This is a genomic window from Methylophilus sp. (assembly GCF_052173275.1).
Taxonomy (GTDB): domain Bacteria; phylum Pseudomonadota; class Gammaproteobacteria; order Burkholderiales; family Methylophilaceae; genus Methylophilus.
This window is the reverse complement of record NZ_JBQMUL010000003.1, coordinates 16,687-32,404: the sequence shown is the minus strand read 5'-3', so window position 1 is coordinate 32,404 and position 15,718 is coordinate 16,687. Positions and strand designations below refer to the sequence as shown.

General features: G+C 40.5%; 14 protein-coding genes. 11 read left to right on the top strand and 3 right to left on the bottom strand.

What is annotated here, in order from left to right; genetic code table 11:
- The first annotated feature begins 284 nt into the window (after window positions 1-284).
- The 3 genes from ACTS9Y_RS16215 to ACTS9Y_RS16205 are packed head-to-tail and all read left to right on the top strand — an operon-like array spanning window position 285 to window position 4,091.
- The gene (locus ACTS9Y_RS16215) at window positions 285-2,003 is read left to right on the top strand and encodes a single-stranded-DNA-specific exonuclease RecJ (RefSeq protein ID WP_442584233.1); all 1,719 of its coding nucleotides are present in this window, start codon (window positions 285-287) and stop codon (window positions 2,001-2,003) included.
- A gap of 50 nt (window positions 2,004-2,053) precedes the next feature.
- Window positions 2,054-2,356 carry a GIY-YIG nuclease family protein gene (locus ACTS9Y_RS16210; RefSeq protein WP_442584234.1) on the top strand — a complete coding sequence of 101 codons (303 nt, stop codon included), beginning with the start codon at window positions 2,054-2,056 and terminating at the stop codon, window positions 2,354-2,356.
- A 4-nt stretch (window positions 2,357-2,360) separates the two neighbouring features.
- Entirely contained in the window at window positions 2,361-4,091 is a 1,731-nt protein-coding gene (locus tag ACTS9Y_RS16205; RefSeq protein ID WP_442584235.1) for a P-loop NTPase fold protein, read from the top strand.
- Window positions 4,092-4,296: 205 nt separating this feature from the next.
- On the opposite strand, the gene ACTS9Y_RS16200 is transcribed toward ACTS9Y_RS16205, so the two are convergent.
- Together ACTS9Y_RS16200 and ACTS9Y_RS16195 are read right to left on the bottom strand one after the other, a co-directional pair.
- Window positions 4,297-5,028 (bottom strand): hypothetical protein, encoded by a 732-nt coding sequence (locus tag ACTS9Y_RS16200; RefSeq protein WP_442584236.1) that lies wholly within the window; start codon window positions 5,026-5,028, stop codon window positions 4,297-4,299.
- Window positions 5,029-5,366: 338 nt separating this feature from the next.
- Window positions 5,367-5,657 (bottom strand): helix-turn-helix domain-containing protein, encoded by a 291-nt coding sequence (locus ACTS9Y_RS16195; RefSeq protein WP_442584237.1) that lies wholly within the window; start codon window positions 5,655-5,657, stop codon window positions 5,367-5,369.
- A 90-nt stretch (window positions 5,658-5,747) separates the two neighbouring features.
- Here ACTS9Y_RS16195 and ACTS9Y_RS16190 point away from each other — a divergent pair, with 90 nt between their 5' ends.
- The 3 genes from ACTS9Y_RS16190 to ACTS9Y_RS16180 all read left to right on the top strand — a co-directional run bounded on the left by ACTS9Y_RS16190 (window position 5,748) and on the right by ACTS9Y_RS16180 (window position 7,300).
- Window positions 5,748-6,179 (top strand): hypothetical protein, encoded by a 432-nt coding sequence (locus tag ACTS9Y_RS16190; RefSeq protein WP_442584238.1) that lies wholly within the window; start codon window positions 5,748-5,750, stop codon window positions 6,177-6,179.
- A 267-nt stretch (window positions 6,180-6,446) separates the two neighbouring features.
- The gene (locus ACTS9Y_RS16185) at window positions 6,447-6,821 is read left to right on the top strand and encodes a hypothetical protein (protein ID WP_442584239.1); all 375 of its coding nucleotides are present in this window, start codon (window positions 6,447-6,449) and stop codon (window positions 6,819-6,821) included.
- A gap of 35 nt (window positions 6,822-6,856) precedes the next feature.
- Window positions 6,857-7,300, top strand: a complete 444-nt coding sequence (locus tag ACTS9Y_RS16180; protein ID WP_442584240.1) for a hypothetical protein — start codon at window positions 6,857-6,859, stop codon at window positions 7,298-7,300.
- A 153-nt stretch (window positions 7,301-7,453) separates the two neighbouring features.
- Here ACTS9Y_RS16180 and ACTS9Y_RS16175 read toward each other — a convergent pair whose 3' ends face one another.
- Entirely contained in the window at window positions 7,454-7,900 is a 447-nt protein-coding gene (locus ACTS9Y_RS16175; protein WP_442584241.1) for a hypothetical protein, read from the bottom strand.
- A 354-nt stretch (window positions 7,901-8,254) separates the two neighbouring features.
- Here ACTS9Y_RS16175 and ACTS9Y_RS16170 point away from each other — a divergent pair, with 354 nt between their 5' ends.
- The 5 genes from ACTS9Y_RS16170 to ACTS9Y_RS16150 all read left to right on the top strand — a co-directional run bounded on the left by ACTS9Y_RS16170 (window position 8,255) and on the right by ACTS9Y_RS16150 (window position 15,717).
- Complete coding sequence (locus ACTS9Y_RS16170; protein ID WP_442584242.1) at window positions 8,255-8,923, top strand: SOS response-associated peptidase; 669 nt, start codon at window positions 8,255-8,257, stop codon at window positions 8,921-8,923.
- A 735-nt stretch (window positions 8,924-9,658) separates the two neighbouring features.
- On the top strand, window positions 9,659-10,030 hold the full coding sequence (locus ACTS9Y_RS16165; RefSeq protein ID WP_442586983.1) for a hypothetical protein: 372 nt from the start codon (window positions 9,659-9,661) through the stop codon (window positions 10,028-10,030).
- A gap of 67 nt (window positions 10,031-10,097) precedes the next feature.
- Complete coding sequence (locus ACTS9Y_RS16160) at window positions 10,098-11,354, top strand: TolC family protein (protein ID WP_442586982.1); 1,257 nt, start codon at window positions 10,098-10,100, stop codon at window positions 11,352-11,354.
- Window positions 11,351-12,532, top strand: coding sequence for an efflux RND transporter periplasmic adaptor subunit (locus ACTS9Y_RS16155; RefSeq protein WP_442586981.1), 1,182 nt, complete (start codon window positions 11,351-11,353; stop codon window positions 12,530-12,532). Before ACTS9Y_RS16160 ends, ACTS9Y_RS16155 begins: the two co-directional genes overlap by 4 nt.
- Window positions 12,532-15,717 carry a CusA/CzcA family heavy metal efflux RND transporter gene (locus ACTS9Y_RS16150; protein WP_442586980.1) on the top strand — a complete coding sequence of 1,062 codons (3,186 nt, stop codon included), beginning with the start codon at window positions 12,532-12,534 and terminating at the stop codon, window positions 15,715-15,717. The genes ACTS9Y_RS16155 and ACTS9Y_RS16150 overlap by 1 nt, the downstream gene beginning before the upstream one ends.
- The last annotated feature ends 1 nt before the right edge of the window (window position 15,718 follow it).

The following is a 15,718-nucleotide window of genomic DNA, read 5'->3' as shown; positions in this document are numbered from 1 at the left end:
ACGGATGAATAATTGTCCATTTTCCATTCGTAGCCTTTATTTACTCAATCTCTAGGAGTTCGGTTAATTAATTTGTAAACAAACTACATTTTATGACCATATTTATTTACAAAATGAACTCTGGACTATGAAGATTTAGATTGGGCAAGGTAATAAGCGCTTAAATAAATTTTTTAATACTTCACTTCAAAAAAATAGGTAATACATTCCAATCCATGGAGCAAATAAAAAAATATACATTGCCGCAACCATTGCTGATAGAGCGACCTATCAATGAAATAGTTATGGAAAACCTTATCCAACAGGGTTTGGAACAATGGTTGGCGAAAGTTTTAGCCACAAGGCTGAATGAGTCCTTCGAATATTCAAAATTGAATAGTTTTGAACTAAAGAACCTGCCAGACCCAATAGCAATTCCAGATATGGAAAAAGCAGTTAAACGTATTGTTGAGGCAATTAAAAATAGGGAAAGAATTGTATTTGCTTGTGATCATGACATGGATGGCACTGCTTCAGCTGCTTTGCTTTGGAGCGCATTTGTAAATTTTTTTGAGGTCGATAGTGACTTACTGAATGTAGTTACCAGTCATAGGTTAACAGAAGGATATGGAATTACCGAGCCAGTAGCGGCTAGGATCATTGACCTTAAGCCAGACTTGGTGATAACGGCGGATAAAGGAAGTAGTGACGAAATTAGAATCAAAAAGCTATCTGAGGTAGGAATTGATGTAATTGTGACTGATCACCATGAACTTGGTGAGTCCGGTCCACCGCCTTCAGCCTACGCTGTAGTTAATCCAATCAGGCAGGATTCATCATACGACAAGTATGTATGTGGAGCGGGTGTCGCCTTTTTAACTATGGCTAAAGTTAGAACTGCACTTATTGATTCTGGATTTAAAACTGAAATAGGTAGTTTGTTGCCATTGATGGACTATGTTGCAGTAGCAACTGTCGCAGACTGCGTATCTATGAGTCCTGTAAAAAGTCTAATTAACCGAACTTTCGTTAAGCGTGGGCTCGAGCTAATTAATAATAAAAGTAAAGCTTGCTGGAGTGTATTTTGTTCCGAACAAAATGGGCCTGTTGATGCAGAGACAATTGGATTTAAATTAGCTCCAGCTATTGCTGCTGCCGGCAGATTAGATTGGGCTGAGGCTGGCTTTAAGTTTCTAACAGCGAATACAGTTGAAGCCGCAACTGAGCATTGGGAACTTCTTAAGTCCGAGAATGAAGAAAGAAAGAAAATCGAAAAATCAATGAGAGAAAGGGCATTCTCTAAAGCTTCGAGACTTAACGGCCATTCAATCATAATTTACTTTGATGACGGGCACAGTGGAGTTCACGGAATAACTGCAAGTAGACTTGTTGAAGCTTATGGTAAGGCTTCAGGAGTTTTCTCCCCAAGGGTTGTTAAAAGTAATAACTTAATGGAATTGAGTAAAGACATTGCATCTGGATCTTTTAGAGGTATTCCTGGTTTGCATGTTAGGGATGCATTGGCATTTGTAGATAAACTACACCCAGGGCTTCTGCTTAGTTTCGGTGGGCATCATGGTGCTGCCGGAGCTTCAATTAAGATTTCTGATATTGATAAATTTGCACATGCCTATGATGAGGCTGTAATAAAGCAAATTGGAAATCAAGAACTTAAACCGACTATTCAGATTGATGGAGAAATTCCTAATGAGTCAATTACTTCAAAAACATTAGAGAAAATTGAAAGTCTGGAGCCATGGGGGAGAGAGTTTCCATCTCCCACATTTAAAGGAACTTTCCAAATATCAAAAATAAAGATGATGAGTGAAGGTCTTCATTGCAGACTAAGTTTAAACATTGGTCGAGGCACCGTAGAAGCGATTTGGTTTAACGTTAATGATATTGATAATTTCGATAGCCAGGTAAAAGTTGGAAACCAAATACAACTAATCTATAAACTTAAAAGCAATTGGTTTCAAAATAGAAAAACTTTACAGCTTCAAGTCATAGCAATGATAAGTTAAAGGCATTTTCAGGAAAGCTATCGAGCATAATTCTAAATAAAGGTAAAGCAATGGCTATTGGTTACGTGGTCTATAAATTAACCTTCCCTAACGGAAAAATTTATGTGGGGAAAGATATTGGGGCTAACGGACATTCTTTACGTTATTTTGGTTCTTGGTTTAATGCCAACGTCGAGAAGGATTTTACTGATGCTGAGCTGCGAGACTTCACTCTTCGTAAACAGATAATATTTGAATCAATGGATAAGGCAGAAATTAGCCGCATGGAATCTGAATTCATACGTTCGTTAAAATCAAATGATCCTGCAATTGGTTATAACCAAACACACCGTAGCGTTAAAAGACTGGGTTAATTGAATGTCTCTTAAAAAAGCGAAAGATCAATTATTCGAATTACTTTCCACTAACGATTGCAATGTCATAGCACTTTCCGGTAAGTGGGGGACTGGTAAAACGCACTTATGGAATGAAATTGATAGGGACTTAACCAGAGGCAACAATAGCCCATCCTTATATGTATCGCTTTTTGGCGTTTCGACAATCGATGAAATTAAACGAAAATTACTTGAGTCGGCGTTTCCAAATGTTGAAGGTAATGAAGATGTATTTTCAAGTTTTAAAAATGTCTTAAAGGTCGGAATCAAAGCTGCCGCAGAGCATTACAAAGCGCTAGCTGCGTTAACTGATATAAATCTCTTACTTCTAGCTCCAGTGTATCTTAAAGAAAAGACTATCGTAATCGATGACATTGAGAGAAAAAATCACAAATTAGAAGAAGATGAAGTCCTAGGCTTCATTGATGAATACTCAAAACGTCATGGATGTAGATTTATTCTGATACTCAATGAAAATAGGCTTGGGGGTAATGGTGGACAAAACAACTTATGGGCAACGTTTAGAGAAAAGGTAATTGATCACGAAATAAAGCTAAATACATCTGCTGATGAGGCTTTTGCAATTGCAATATCACTTGTACATTCGATTTATGAATCCGAACTGAAGCGTGCATTCATTACATGCAGACTTACAAATATTAGAATTATTATTAAGGCAATCAAAGTGGCGAACCATATATTGGGAAAGCAGCCGTTAGATCCAATTATTCAAGCCAGAATGATTCCTTCAATAGTACTTTTTTCTGCAATTTATTATAAAGGTGTCGAGGACGGCCCTGATTTCAATTTTGTTCTAAACATTGTGAGAGCAAGAGTAGCAAACCTACTTAATGATTCTAAGGAACAATCCGAAGATGATTTAATAAAATCTCGATGGAGTACATTGGTTCATGAAATGGGTATTCATTCTTGTGATGAGTTCGAGTTTTTGTTAGTAGATTTCCTTGAGTCTGGAATACTGGAAAAATCTCGATTCGATGAAGTGATTACTCGTTATAAAAATGAAACGAATAAATTAGAAGCCAATAATAAAGCTCGTAAATTTTTAGAAGATCTCTATTGGAATCATTTTTTAAGTAACGAAAAACTCGTAAGCCAGTCAAAAAAACTTGTTAAATTAGCTGGGCTACTCAATGCTACAAATGTTTCAGAAGTAGTGGAATACTTGGAAAAGTTACCGGGAGGAGAAATTACTGCACAAAAAATTCTGAAAGGCTGGCTTGAAAACTTTAAAGCAAATCCTCCAATTCAAACAACATTCGAGACTACCACTTATTATCATAATAACGGTATCCACCTTCATCCTGATATTTCAAAAGCTTATCAAGATCTGCAAGCTACAGTAAAAGAAAATACTAGTATTTTTGATGCCTGCCTTCACATAATTGACAATAATGGGTGGGGGAGCATTCAGACATTTGCTTTTGAAAGATCCACTGTAGAGGAATTTGATAAAACAATTAGGACATTAAGTATTAAAAATTTGCGTCTGTTTATGGCGCAGATGATTGATATGAGTATTAAAAGGCAAACATTTGATAGGCATTTTGCAAATGGAATTAATAATTTTTTGATTGCTTGTAAAAATATATCTGAAGATCAAAAATCTCCTCGATTAGCAACTCTAATTAAAAACATTTTTAATTCAACCCCATTAGCACACGATTTTGGTATTCAAAAAACTGAGCGATAAGTCGAAGTGGCTTAGAGTGAGGATACAAAAGACTTTGGGACGTGAGTTGTCATAAATTCAAATGTGATTCGATATCAAGATGAAGTTGGCAAACTTAACTGGAGCAAATGTCATTGCGCTTAAAGCTAATGTTTTACCAACTTCATATATTTTAGTTTTTTCTCAAATCACTCTTCGAGTTCGTAAATATAACTGATGGGAAATATTACGGTGGAGCTAGCGCCCCCGGCCCTTCAATCTCAATTCCACCAACTTTCTCAACAGAAAATCCCCTAAAGCTCACTGTAATTGTATTTGTAGTTTCTTGGAGAGAGGATTTTCCTCCACCAATTGAGAAGATGATCAAATTAATTCCTGCATTTGCTGATGCCTTTTTCTCGACTCCAAAGCCAAATTCAAACGTTGAAGCAACGTCTTTATCTTTGTTCGGATTTTGGAAAGACATGCAAGGCTCAACACTACTTGCATCTAGAAGATTATCTCTAAGGCTAGCAAGGGTATATGCTATCGGTGAGGAGTCATACTTAATTTCTTTTTTAATATTCGAAGCAACAGATTTAACACCAGGCTTGGGGTATATCGTGAAAGTTAGAATTTGACTGTTAGTATCTCTTTTTGAAGCATTTACCCCTGGCTCAAACGCCCCCGTGCCAATAGGTATAGCTAGGCCAGCTTTACCTTCTTTACCGCCAACAGATTGAACTTTCATAACTACTTTCAAAGACTCAATGTTGAAATTTAAGTTACCTTTACATGCATTGGTTTTGGATTCTTGAGGTAAGGAAGCAGAGTAATTTTGAAATAGTTGAACATCTGCTTTTAAAGCTTTGACAATATTTGCAATTGAAACATTAGGTCCAATAACATCCTCTGCAATTGAGTATGATGGATAACTGCTCAAGAAAAGAAAAATCAATAAAACCATGTTATTAGTCATTTTTGTCTCCCGAAATTAAAAATATATCGTTCGCTTAATTTAAACTTCTTGAATTCTGTTTACTGCCTTAATTAACTGATACCCCCTGCGTTAGACCGAACTTTCACTCGCCGCCACAACTCTTCTAAATGATTACTGCATAATTAGTACAGAGTATTATTCCTCATACCTCTTGAAATCTTCCACCTTCAGAAGCTATAAATCAATGCAACCAATGCTGTTTATAAGTGCCTATTCCGCAGTTGTCGATATGATAGGTTGCTGTAAGCATCTATGACGAACTGCGTTCTTTCGAGTAACTAAACATTTTTATCGCGTAGAGCTCTAGACGAATTGGATTAGTCTTTTACCTTTTCCAAAATTAAGAGCTCCTGCATAACAATATTCTGGAGCTCGTTGAGAGTTAACTTTTCATCAGATTTTATATAAGCTAAAGTCAAAATCGTCAAAGGGTGTACACCCATTGCTTTCGAAAGGTCATTTATCTTTGAAACCGTGGGTTGCTTCCTGCCATTCTCAAGTACTGACATATAAGTCCTGCTTGATATTTCACTGAAAAATTCTTGACTCAATTCTCGAGTAATTCTGATATCCCGGATTGCAGCACCTAAAGCTTTTTGAAATTCCATACTAAGTCCCCATAAAGGACTTTATATAGCCATTATGTGCCCTAAAGGACTATAATCTATAGGACACATTAACCGTATTGGATTGAAATAATGTTCCTTGCTAGCCAAATTCATTTGCGAAAAGCATTTTTTGACGGTGAAAATTTCAGTCTCAACAAGATTGAGCTATCTGCATTTATGCCTTGGTTCATATGTGAAGTTCCTGAATTCGATGATGATTCTGAAGAGCCAGTTTGTACTACTACCCATCTTATTGGTGATATTGACGATTTGGCCAAATTTGCGGGGAGTCGAAAAATTGATAAGACATATGTGATTAGCCCAGGACACTTACTAAATCAGGATAACTGGTCTCTGACTAGATTGAAGGCTATTTCTTCTGCAACTTACCAAGATGATGAATACAAGAGTACTGTATATCGTTTTGAAACCGATACAGGTCAAGTTATTGAGCACGATATTAGTGGGTTGAACAAAGATAAAAATGAACTTACTTTTGAAACGATTTTGCAATTCAATTAAAACAACGGTTCCTAATGACCAGCACTGGCAGATTCAATGAATCAAGTCGCTAGTAAAGAAATAACTATCAGTTTTGAAACTGATACCCTAACCACAGTGAGTCCTGAAACTGCTCACAGTCTCGTAAAGTTGATGGAGTCAAACTCACTTGAAGATTTGATTCAACTGTTACTGCGAAATCTGGCTGCTGAAACAGGCGTGATACCTACAAGCTCATTAGTCGCATATCCCTTAAGAGGAAAACATCTGATCTGAAGAAGTTAAGTGATGAAAGATAACGATAACCAACTCACTGTTGTATTTGAGGAAGACACTGAATATTCAGTTAGCCTGGAAACAGCTACTTCGATGATGAAGATTGTCGGTGCTAACTCAATAGAGGATTTGATTCATCGTTCACTTTTAATGTTCAAAGAAGTGCTTGAAATTTCACATCCCAAAGACGATGAATTCTCTACTACTGAGCACTGGGCTAATGTTGCTCAGCGGCTACCAAATGGTATTTCATTGAGGGTGTTATCGGGTTTGTTTAGTGAAGAAGCCGGGAATAAAGCTTCAGATGGAAATGGTTACACATTGCGGGATTTAATTTCAGATGTAACTGAAGAAACCAACATGAACGCATCTCGTTTGGGCAAGTAGTTGGAAGAGAAATACTATGAGTTAGTGAGGTGAAAATGGAATTCTCAATTCAAATCAATGTTGGTCAAACACCACAAGAAGCTTTAGAAAGTATTTTGGACGACTTCCATAAGCACGAACGAGGTGAAAAATACGTTGCTAGCCAGCTTGGAGTCCTTAATTGGGATCAGTTCTATGCTCTGTTTTCGCCTCAAGGTCTTAAGCAAGTTGAGTCATTTGTTAAATCGCATAATGGCATTTGGCCTGAACTCATGCTCGACTTTCTTCCTTTAGTGACAACTAATCAAAACACGAACATTAGTGTTTCAGGGCTCAAAGAGTTTGATCCCGCCGATTATATTAATGACGCTGAAGATGTGATGCTTTATTTAAAAGATACCCTTGCAGAAAATGACCCGGTTGCTTTAGCGGAAGCTTTGACGGTGATATTGAGGGCCGATGGTATAAAAAAGCTGATTGGAAATAGTGAGCCTAGCTAGACAGCTCAAAAAGTACCTACTCTCAAGGAGATGCTTGATCAATGTGATTTGAGGGCAGATCCACATCCTGATTCAGACATTTTTGAGAATATGCCGGCTAAGGGGCAAGAAGACATTTAATTTGTAAGTGGTTTTTCACCTTAGATATTTCAATTACTCCATGGGTGACTGTTTACACAAGTCTACCGCACCACCAAGATGGAGGCCCATGCCACCATCATCCTTATGAGTCCACGCTTTAAGAAAACACTCTACGATTTCTTCTGTGTTCGTTGCACGTTTACAAAGCCTGATTGCTTGCCCACGATTCAAACCTAGACCGTTTTTATCAGGATGCTGCCATGCAATGGCATAACATACTAAAACTTCTGTCGCATTTTTAGCTCCATTGCATAACTCAATGGCCTGACCGCGATTCAAACCAAGTCCACCATTATCAGAATGTGCATAAGCCTTATCAAAGCAATCTGTAACCTCAGTAGCACTAGAAGTAAATGGATTTAGTAAAACCAGCAAAAGGACTATTTCAAGCATGTGTTTCATATCTAGCTTCGCTTTTTGAATTGGTTTGAGTAGTCTTAAGCGTGCGTATCCACTCATTCATCTTTCCAATTTCCATGAGGTCAGAAACTAGCTTTTTACTTGAAACGGTATTTGAGCAGTGCCCAGTTGAAACGCTTTTTGAGATGAAGGTGATCAAGTTGTCTCTACGGTTGCAGTTAACTTCACAAGATAAATTTTTAAACAAGAAATTCACCCTCCAGCTTCCGTGATCTGCTGGGTAGTCCTCGAAGGTCAGAATCTGACAACCAGCATAGTTTAGTGATGCATACAGATCTCTCTGATTCATATTGCACACCCTTATTGGTATTATGATTTATAGTTTTCCTCTACAGCTATATTAAACCAATGTTATTAACATATGTTAACTATCTGTGATTGAGAATTTCAACTATGTGTAGCAACTTTGATCCTATCAAGATTAATAAATCCAGTTGGGTTAACGAGCACTTTAAATGTGAATTGCCTCAAGGCGATTGGGATGCGAATGTATATTCGACCGCTCCAGTACCCTTTGTGTATCTGGATGATGGCCAAGTCAAATGTGAATTAGCGCAATTTGGGTTGGTACCTCCATGGGCCAAAGATAAAAAACGTCATGGCCGTCACACATACAATGCCCGCACTGAAACAGTTCACACAACTCATTCATATGCTTCACCATGGCGGAAATGCAAGTTTGGCTTAGTGCTAGCGAATAAGTTTTACGAACCCTTATATGATGCAAGTGGTAAAAACTGGGTGCCAGCAGGCATTTTCAGATCTGATGGAGAACCAACAGCAATCGCATCTATTTGGGAAAGGTTTGTAAACCAGGATACCGGGGAAGTGACTTTTTCATTCTCGATGCTGACAGTAAATGCAGATGAGCATCCATTAATGAGTCGCTTTCACAAGCCAAAAGATGAAAAGCGTTCAGTGGTAGTAGTGGAAGATAAAGATTTTACTCAGTGGCTAAATGCTAAACATGACAATGCCAAGGAGTTGCTGAAATTGAGTAGAGATGGCTATCTTGATTACTCTGCACCTGAAATTAAAATATCTCAGAAATCATTATTTTAGATTTCCCAACCAAATCACCATCCATCAGCATCACTTTAAGTGTGACTTTGTATAACCACTTCAAGACGTGTGTTCGCCATTATGAGATGAGCATCAATTCCAATATCTCGTGAGCACCCATTCCAGTTCAAGTGGAGCAGTGATTCCAATTGAGTGGCGCAGTGCTGCTGCAATTGTTCAGTTGACCACCCAAGCCCCTTTTATAAACTACTAATAAAGAGCCTAGGTATATTGGCCCCTGGAGGTCGAAAAATTGATTAGTTCTGGTCAAATCAGAGTTAAACAGAATCAAGTTTTTGTGATGCCTGACAGTTTATCGCTATTTTTGGTTATGTTATTTTACTAGTCATCAGTTTTGTTTGTGGGTTGAATATACTCGCTGTCAGCGAAGCCCCCTCATCTCCATGGAAAGTTCTTATAGCGCTTAGTATGATATTTAGCGTCTGGAGTATATGCATCTACTACACAAAGAAGTTTATGGTGTCGCCTTGGCGAATTCTGAAGCGCTCCGGGATTCTTAGTGACATACCAGAAATCAATATCTTGGATAGTCTACAAATGCGCTCGTTTATTGTGGATACAAGTATACATAGTCACAATTAGGTGTAATACGAATAATAGAATTTCGCCATTAGTTGTTACACACTAGAGTTTTATAATTTATTCAAATTGAATAATAAATCGATTAACTACTTACTAACATACCCTTATTCTTAGTAGAATGAGGATTGCATCATGAAAAACCTTTTCCTTTTACTACTTATATCAATAGTGACACTGCAACCGCTCTATGCGGCTACGGCAGATTTCGCACATATGTTGAGTTCGGAAAGTACAGAAGAAAAAACTGTGATTCACATGATTGAGCATTTTGATCATGTTGCGCATCATCATGATGAAGATGGCGACTCTCATGAAGATGAGTCTCAACAATCTGTGGCTCACATGATAGATTTTGAGCACGGCTTGAATTTGGTATCAATACCAATGGCAGCTCCAAAAGTATTCCTCAATCAACTGGCAAGTGTGGCTCCGCTTTACTTCCCAGTGGTCTACTATAATCCATCTAATTCCCCGCCCTTAAAGCCCCCTTTTAAAGCCCTCTAAGTGCCCGGCAAGTAATTCTTGCTGGGCGCTTTGCACGTTTATTTAATCAACATGCAGGGGCTTTTCCATGATTTTTTCTTCAAAGGTACTGTGCCAATATCGGCTCAGCGCATATAACTTACTCATCCATGCAAGCTTGCTTTGCTTCATACAAGCACATGCTGAAGATGTGCCATCATTTGGTGTATTACTGCGCCAAGGACTTTCTCAAGCGCCTATCTTACTTGAGCAGTCAGCAAATATTCGTGCAGCAACCGCGAATATTCAGCAAGCTAAAGCTTACTTAAATCCTTCTATCAGCGGTCTCAGCGAAAACCTAAACACAAGAGCCGACTACATCCAGCATACAGTTCTCTTAACTCAGCCATTTGAAATAGGCGGTAAGCGTGCTGCACGAATCGAAGCAAGATCAAAAGATCTATTAGTAGCTGAAACACGTGACCAGGAAATACAAGTCTTGTATGCAGCGGAGCTCGCTACTGCTTATGCCATGACAGAGGCAATGCATGAGCGAATGAAAGTAGCAGAAAATGACATTTCCAGAGCCAACGACGATACCAATGCTGCAAAAACATTAGTTGAATCTGGTAGGGAAGCAAGCTTACGTGTCTCTCAAGCGCAGGCAAATCTTTCAGCAGCAGAAGCTTCATTTCAAGCTGCTGAAGCTAACTTCATAGAAGCGATGGTGCGATTATCCGCATTGGCAGGTTCCACTTCGACATATACAGGATTGGGTGAAAGTTTTACCTCAAGAATACTTTCTGAAAATCGTGCAAAAAAAGATGATTCAGAAACTTCACCAGCAATTCGCAGAGCACAGGCTGAACATGAGGCCCTACTTTCCCAAGTTACAGTTGAAGAAAAAAGAAGTATTCCAAATATCGAGATAAGTGCTGGTGTTAGGCACTTCGAAGGAATCAGCAGCCAAGCCTTTGTGATCGGATTTGGATCTGCAATCCCCGTATTTGATCAGAATAAAGGCGGTATTGCTGCGGCTAATGAGAGAGCCATTGCGGCGGAAGCTCGCTTAAATGCCACAAAACTTCAAGTTAATGCAAACCAACAAGCAGCCACTGCTCAAGTCAACGCATCAGAGAGGCGACTTAAGGCAGCCCGGGAAGGTGAGCGCGCAGCTACACAAGCATACCAACTTGCAAAAACCGGGTACGAAGCGGGCAAAACACCCCTCATCGAATTACTTTTTACACGTAAATCCCTGACTGACGCAAAACTATCCACCATTGATGCGAGTTTTACATTCGTCAAATCATTGGCAACCCTAGCTGCCGCCGAAGGGCGCATCGCATTTGGAGATTTTAAATGAGTTTCTCTAAGACAATAAAGATCGGTGCTTTGCTGGGACTGACAGCGATTGTTTTTCTATTAGTCGGCTACAAGCTGGCAAATTGGCAAAATCAAAACGTGCCTGCTAAACAAGAAAAAGAGTCGGTAAATTCCAAAGAGTCACCCGTTGAAACGCCGCTTGATAAAGAAATTGTGATTCAAGATCAGTTTATCGAATCATCCGGTATAAAAGTCTCTAAGGCCGATGTGGGCCAGGTAAGTAATGAGATATTAGCTCCAGCGCTAGTTACCACACCTCCCGGCGCTGAAGCCACTGTCATTGCCAGAGTTGCCGGCACTATCAAGCAAATCTATAAACGATTGGGAGATACCGTTAAAGCAGGTGAAACCGTGGCGCTGGTAGATAGCCTGGAAGCCACTCGCATGACCGCAGAAAGAAAGTCTGCTATTGCGAAACTAGAACTCGCCAAGAAAGTGTTTGCGAGAGAGTCCATGTTGTTTGAAAAAGGTGTTACACCCCGCCAGGACATGGAGGCTGCTCAATCTGCACTAACTGTTGCTGAAGCTGAGGCATCAGAAACTCAGTCATTAGCAAGAGCCACGAATATTGCACCAGATGGTCATTCAATTCTAGTTGTTAGCCCTGTAGATGGGAAAGTCACTGCAGAGACTGCAACAGTGGGCGCATTTGTACAACCTGCAACACCACTATTCAGTATAGCCAACGACAAACAGATCCAAATTAATGCGTTCATCACTGCGCAAGATTTCTCGAAAGTCAAAGTTGGTGACTCTGCCACAATTTTGAGTCGTAATGATCAAGAGTACAGCGCCAAAGTAAGGTCTATCACGCCGTCAGTCAATGGTTCTAATCAAACAGCCACGGCGATATTAACGCTTGAAGATAAAAACACATCGCTAGTCATCGGCGAAGGCGTGCAAGTAAGACTGCATACCGTGTCAGCTAATCAAAGTGACATGATTGTGCCTGAAGATGCTATCCAGAATATCGAAGGTAGGGATGTGGTGTTTATAAAAACAAAAGTCGGCTTTAAGCCCCATCCAGTAGTCGTTGGCCAAAGAGGCAATGGATATGCTCAGATTCTGTCTGGACTGGACCGTAACCTTTTGGTTGCTACTCAGAATGCTTTCTTGATTAAAGCTGAGATGATTAAAAATGCGCCGGAGGAAGATTGATGACTAGCATCTTGAACTTTGCAGTTAACTTCCGATGGCTGGTAATTTTTCTTACAGTCATTATGACTGGGATCGGTGCCTGGCAACTCAATCTACTACCGATTGACGTGACGCCTGACATTACCAATAAACAGGTACAAATCAATACGGTAGTGCCAACATTAACGCCGGTGGAAGTTGAAAAACGCGTGACGTATCCCATTGAAACCGCGATTGCCGGTTTGAATGGCGTTGAGAATTTCCGTTCGTTTTCAAGAAATGGTTTTAGCCAAGTCACGGTCATTTTTAAAGAAAGTGCCAACCTCTACTTTATGCGGCAGCAGGTTGCAGAGCGACTATCACTCGCTAGGGCCAACTTGCCAGACGGTGCCGAACCGATCATGGGTCCTGTATCAACTGGTCTTGGAGAAGTGTTTCATTACAGTGTTGAATTCGCATTTCCTGATGGAAAGAATGCCCCCAGAATAGATGGAAAACCAGGTTGGCAAACAGACGGAAGCTTCCTCACCGATGAAGGTCAGCGTCTTTATGGTCGTATTTCACAGCTGGCCTATCTACGCACCGTTCAAGACTGGATTATTCGACCACAGCTACGAACAACGGCAGGTGTTGCTGACGTTGATAGTCTAGGTGGATATGTGAAGCAATACGTGGTTGAACCCTATCCTAATAAGTTATCTATCTATGGCATATCGCTTCAGCAGTTAGGCAAAGCCCTGGAAGAAAACAACACATCCGTTGGAGGTAATTATATTCAACGTTCAGGTGAAGCTTATCTTGTCCGAGCAGATGGTCGAATCAAAACGATTGAAGATATATCGCATGCGGTAGTTACCACTAAACAAGGTGTTCCAATCAGTGTTGAGAAAGTAGCCAAGGTAAGTATCGGCGGAGAACTCCGGACCGGGGCTGCAAGTCGTGATGGTTACGAAACAGTAGTTGGCAGTGCGCTGATGCTTGTGGGTGCCAATAGTAGGATTGTTGCCGGTGCTGTAGGAGACAAGCTAAAAATAATCGGTAAAACTCTCCCACCAGGCATTGTCATTGTTCCAACGTTAGACAGATCTCAGCTTGTGATTGCAACCATCTCCACCGTCTCTAAAAACCTTGTTGAAGGCGCTTTACTTGTTGTAGTGGTCCTGTTTGTTTTACTTGGTAATTGGCGCGCAGCATTGATAGCAGCGCTTGTTATCCCGATTTCATTTATGTTGAGTGCTATTGGGATGAACTCGCTCAATATATCCGGTAATTTAATGAGCTTGGGGGCATTAGACTTTGGCCTGATCATAGATGGCGCAGTCATCGTTGTAGAGAATGCTTTACGCAGACTCTCTGAGCGACAAAAACATCTTGGCCGCCGACTTGAATTAAATGAGCGGTTAGAGGAGGTAATTGCATCATCCAAAGAGATGGTCCGGCCTTCGGTCTATGGTCAAGCAGTCATTTTTCTAGTGTTTTTGCCTTGCCTGACCTTCCAAGGGGTTGAAGGCAAAATGTTCTCACCTATGGTAATCACACTCATGTTGGCTTTGGCATGTGCGTTTGCACTTTCCATGACATTTGTACCTGCATTAATAGCCATACTTCTCAAAGGCGATTACCAGGAGAAAGAAACATTCCTCGTAGCGAAAACAAAGCATTTATACGAACCTCTTTTGCATCGAGTAATGGCGTCTCCACGTATGTGTATTGTCATTGCGGCGCTTGTTTTAGTCGCAGCAGGATTCACCTTTAAAAATGTAGGTAGCGAGTTTATGCCTACATTGGATGAGCAAAATCTCAATCTGTCTTCAGTGCGGATTGCCTCTACATCCATTGAGCAATCTGTGGCCTTGGATCTGCCTTTAGAAAAAGAATTGCTGAGGTTGCCAGAGATAGAAACTGTTTACTCAAAAGCAGGTACGGCCAGTTTAGCTGCCGACCCAATGCCGCCTAATGCTTCAGATAACTACATCATTCTTAAACCTAAATCAGAGTGGCCTGAAGGCATTACCACTAAACAGCAAGTCATTGATCGTATTAGAACAGCTACGGAGCCTATTATTGGCAACAATTATGATGTAACTCAACCAATTGAGATGCGCTTTAACGAATTGATTGGTGGGGTTCGAAGCGACGTGGCAGTAAAACTATATGGCGATGATGTAGACCAACTGGCGCTCGCTGCTAAACATATCTCAAATGTGTTGCGTAAAACACCCGGAGCTATTGATACACGGGTTGCCCAGACAAGTGGATTCCCAACGTTTGAAATCACCTTTGACCGTGCAGCTATTGCTCGCTATGGATTAACTGTCAAAGAGGTTGCTGATACAGTTTCTGCGGCGTTGGCCGGGTTACCTTCAGGCCAGATATTTGAAGGAGATAAACGTTTTGATGTGACGATCAGGATGCCACTTGAACAGCGTAATAATCTGGATATTATCGGTTCATTGCCAATCGTAACTTCTGTTGGGGGTGAGCAATTCTCAGTGCCTCTTAGGCAGTTGGTGCAGTTCAAGTTTACCCAAGGCATGAATGAAGTAAGCCGTGATAACGGCAAGCGACGTATTTACATTGAAGCTAATGTGGAAGGTCGAGACTTAGGTAGTTTTGTCGCTGATGCACAGAAACGCATAGAACGAGAGGTCAAATTACCCACTGGCTCCTGGATTGAATGGGGTGGACAGTTCCAAAACCTTCAAGAAGCCACCGAACGTCTTTCAATGATTGTACCCATATGCCTGTTATTGATCGCAGCGGCTATTTACCTTGCAATTGGCAATATTGGACTATCAGCAATCGTGATGACGACGGTTCCGCTAGCTATGGCCGGTGGGGTATTCGCATTGGCACTCAGAGGTATTCCGTTCTCGATCTCGGCTGCGGTTGGATTTATCGCAGTATCGGGTGTAGCTGTTTTAAATGGCTTGGTATTAATTTCTGCTATCAAAAAACGTATTGATGCCGGTATACCTGTAGACGAAGCTGTGAATGAAGGCTCAATGGAACGACTCAGGCCGGTAATGATGACAGCATTGGTAGCGATACTTGGATTTATTCCAATGGCGATTGCCACCAGTACAGGAGCCGAAGTTCAAAAGCCTCTTGCGACGGTTGTTATTGGCGGGCTAATGTCTGCCACAGCCTTAACTCTCTTAGTTTTGCCGGCATTAACCACCATGCTTCTTAAGCGTAATAAATAGG

What these genes read in the sequence shown, in the direction of transcription:
- ACTS9Y_RS16215 (WP_442584233.1), top strand. Translation starts at nt 285, where the DNA reads ATGGAAAACCTTATCCAACAGGGTTTGGAACAATGGTTGGCGAAAGTT.
- ACTS9Y_RS16210 (WP_442584234.1), top strand. Translation starts at nt 2,054, where the DNA reads ATGGCTATTGGTTACGTGGTCTATAAATTAACCTTCCCTAACGGAAAA.
- ACTS9Y_RS16205 (WP_442584235.1), top strand. Translation starts at nt 2,361, where the DNA reads ATGTCTCTTAAAAAAGCGAAAGATCAATTATTCGAATTACTTTCCACT.
- ACTS9Y_RS16200 (WP_442584236.1), bottom strand. Translation starts at nt 5,028, where the DNA reads ATGACTAATAACATGGTTTTATTGATTTTTCTTTTCTTGAGCAGTTAT.
- ACTS9Y_RS16195 (WP_442584237.1), bottom strand. Translation starts at nt 5,657, where the DNA reads ATGGAATTTCAAAAAGCTTTAGGTGCTGCAATCCGGGATATCAGAATT.
- ACTS9Y_RS16190 (WP_442584238.1), top strand. Translation starts at nt 5,748, where the DNA reads ATGTTCCTTGCTAGCCAAATTCATTTGCGAAAAGCATTTTTTGACGGT.
- ACTS9Y_RS16185 (WP_442584239.1), top strand. Translation starts at nt 6,447, where the DNA reads ATGAAAGATAACGATAACCAACTCACTGTTGTATTTGAGGAAGACACT.
- ACTS9Y_RS16180 (WP_442584240.1), top strand. Translation starts at nt 6,857, where the DNA reads ATGGAATTCTCAATTCAAATCAATGTTGGTCAAACACCACAAGAAGCT.
- ACTS9Y_RS16175 (WP_442584241.1), bottom strand. Translation starts at nt 7,900, where the DNA reads ATGAGTGGATACGCACGCTTAAGACTACTCAAACCAATTCAAAAAGCG.
- ACTS9Y_RS16170 (WP_442584242.1), top strand. Translation starts at nt 8,255, where the DNA reads ATGTGTAGCAACTTTGATCCTATCAAGATTAATAAATCCAGTTGGGTT.
- ACTS9Y_RS16165 (WP_442586983.1), top strand. Translation starts at nt 9,659, where the DNA reads ATGAAAAACCTTTTCCTTTTACTACTTATATCAATAGTGACACTGCAA.
- ACTS9Y_RS16160 (WP_442586982.1), top strand. Translation starts at nt 10,098, where the DNA reads ATGATTTTTTCTTCAAAGGTACTGTGCCAATATCGGCTCAGCGCATAT.
- ACTS9Y_RS16155 (WP_442586981.1), top strand. Translation starts at nt 11,351, where the DNA reads ATGAGTTTCTCTAAGACAATAAAGATCGGTGCTTTGCTGGGACTGACA.
- ACTS9Y_RS16150 (WP_442586980.1), top strand. Translation starts at nt 12,532, where the DNA reads ATGACTAGCATCTTGAACTTTGCAGTTAACTTCCGATGGCTGGTAATT.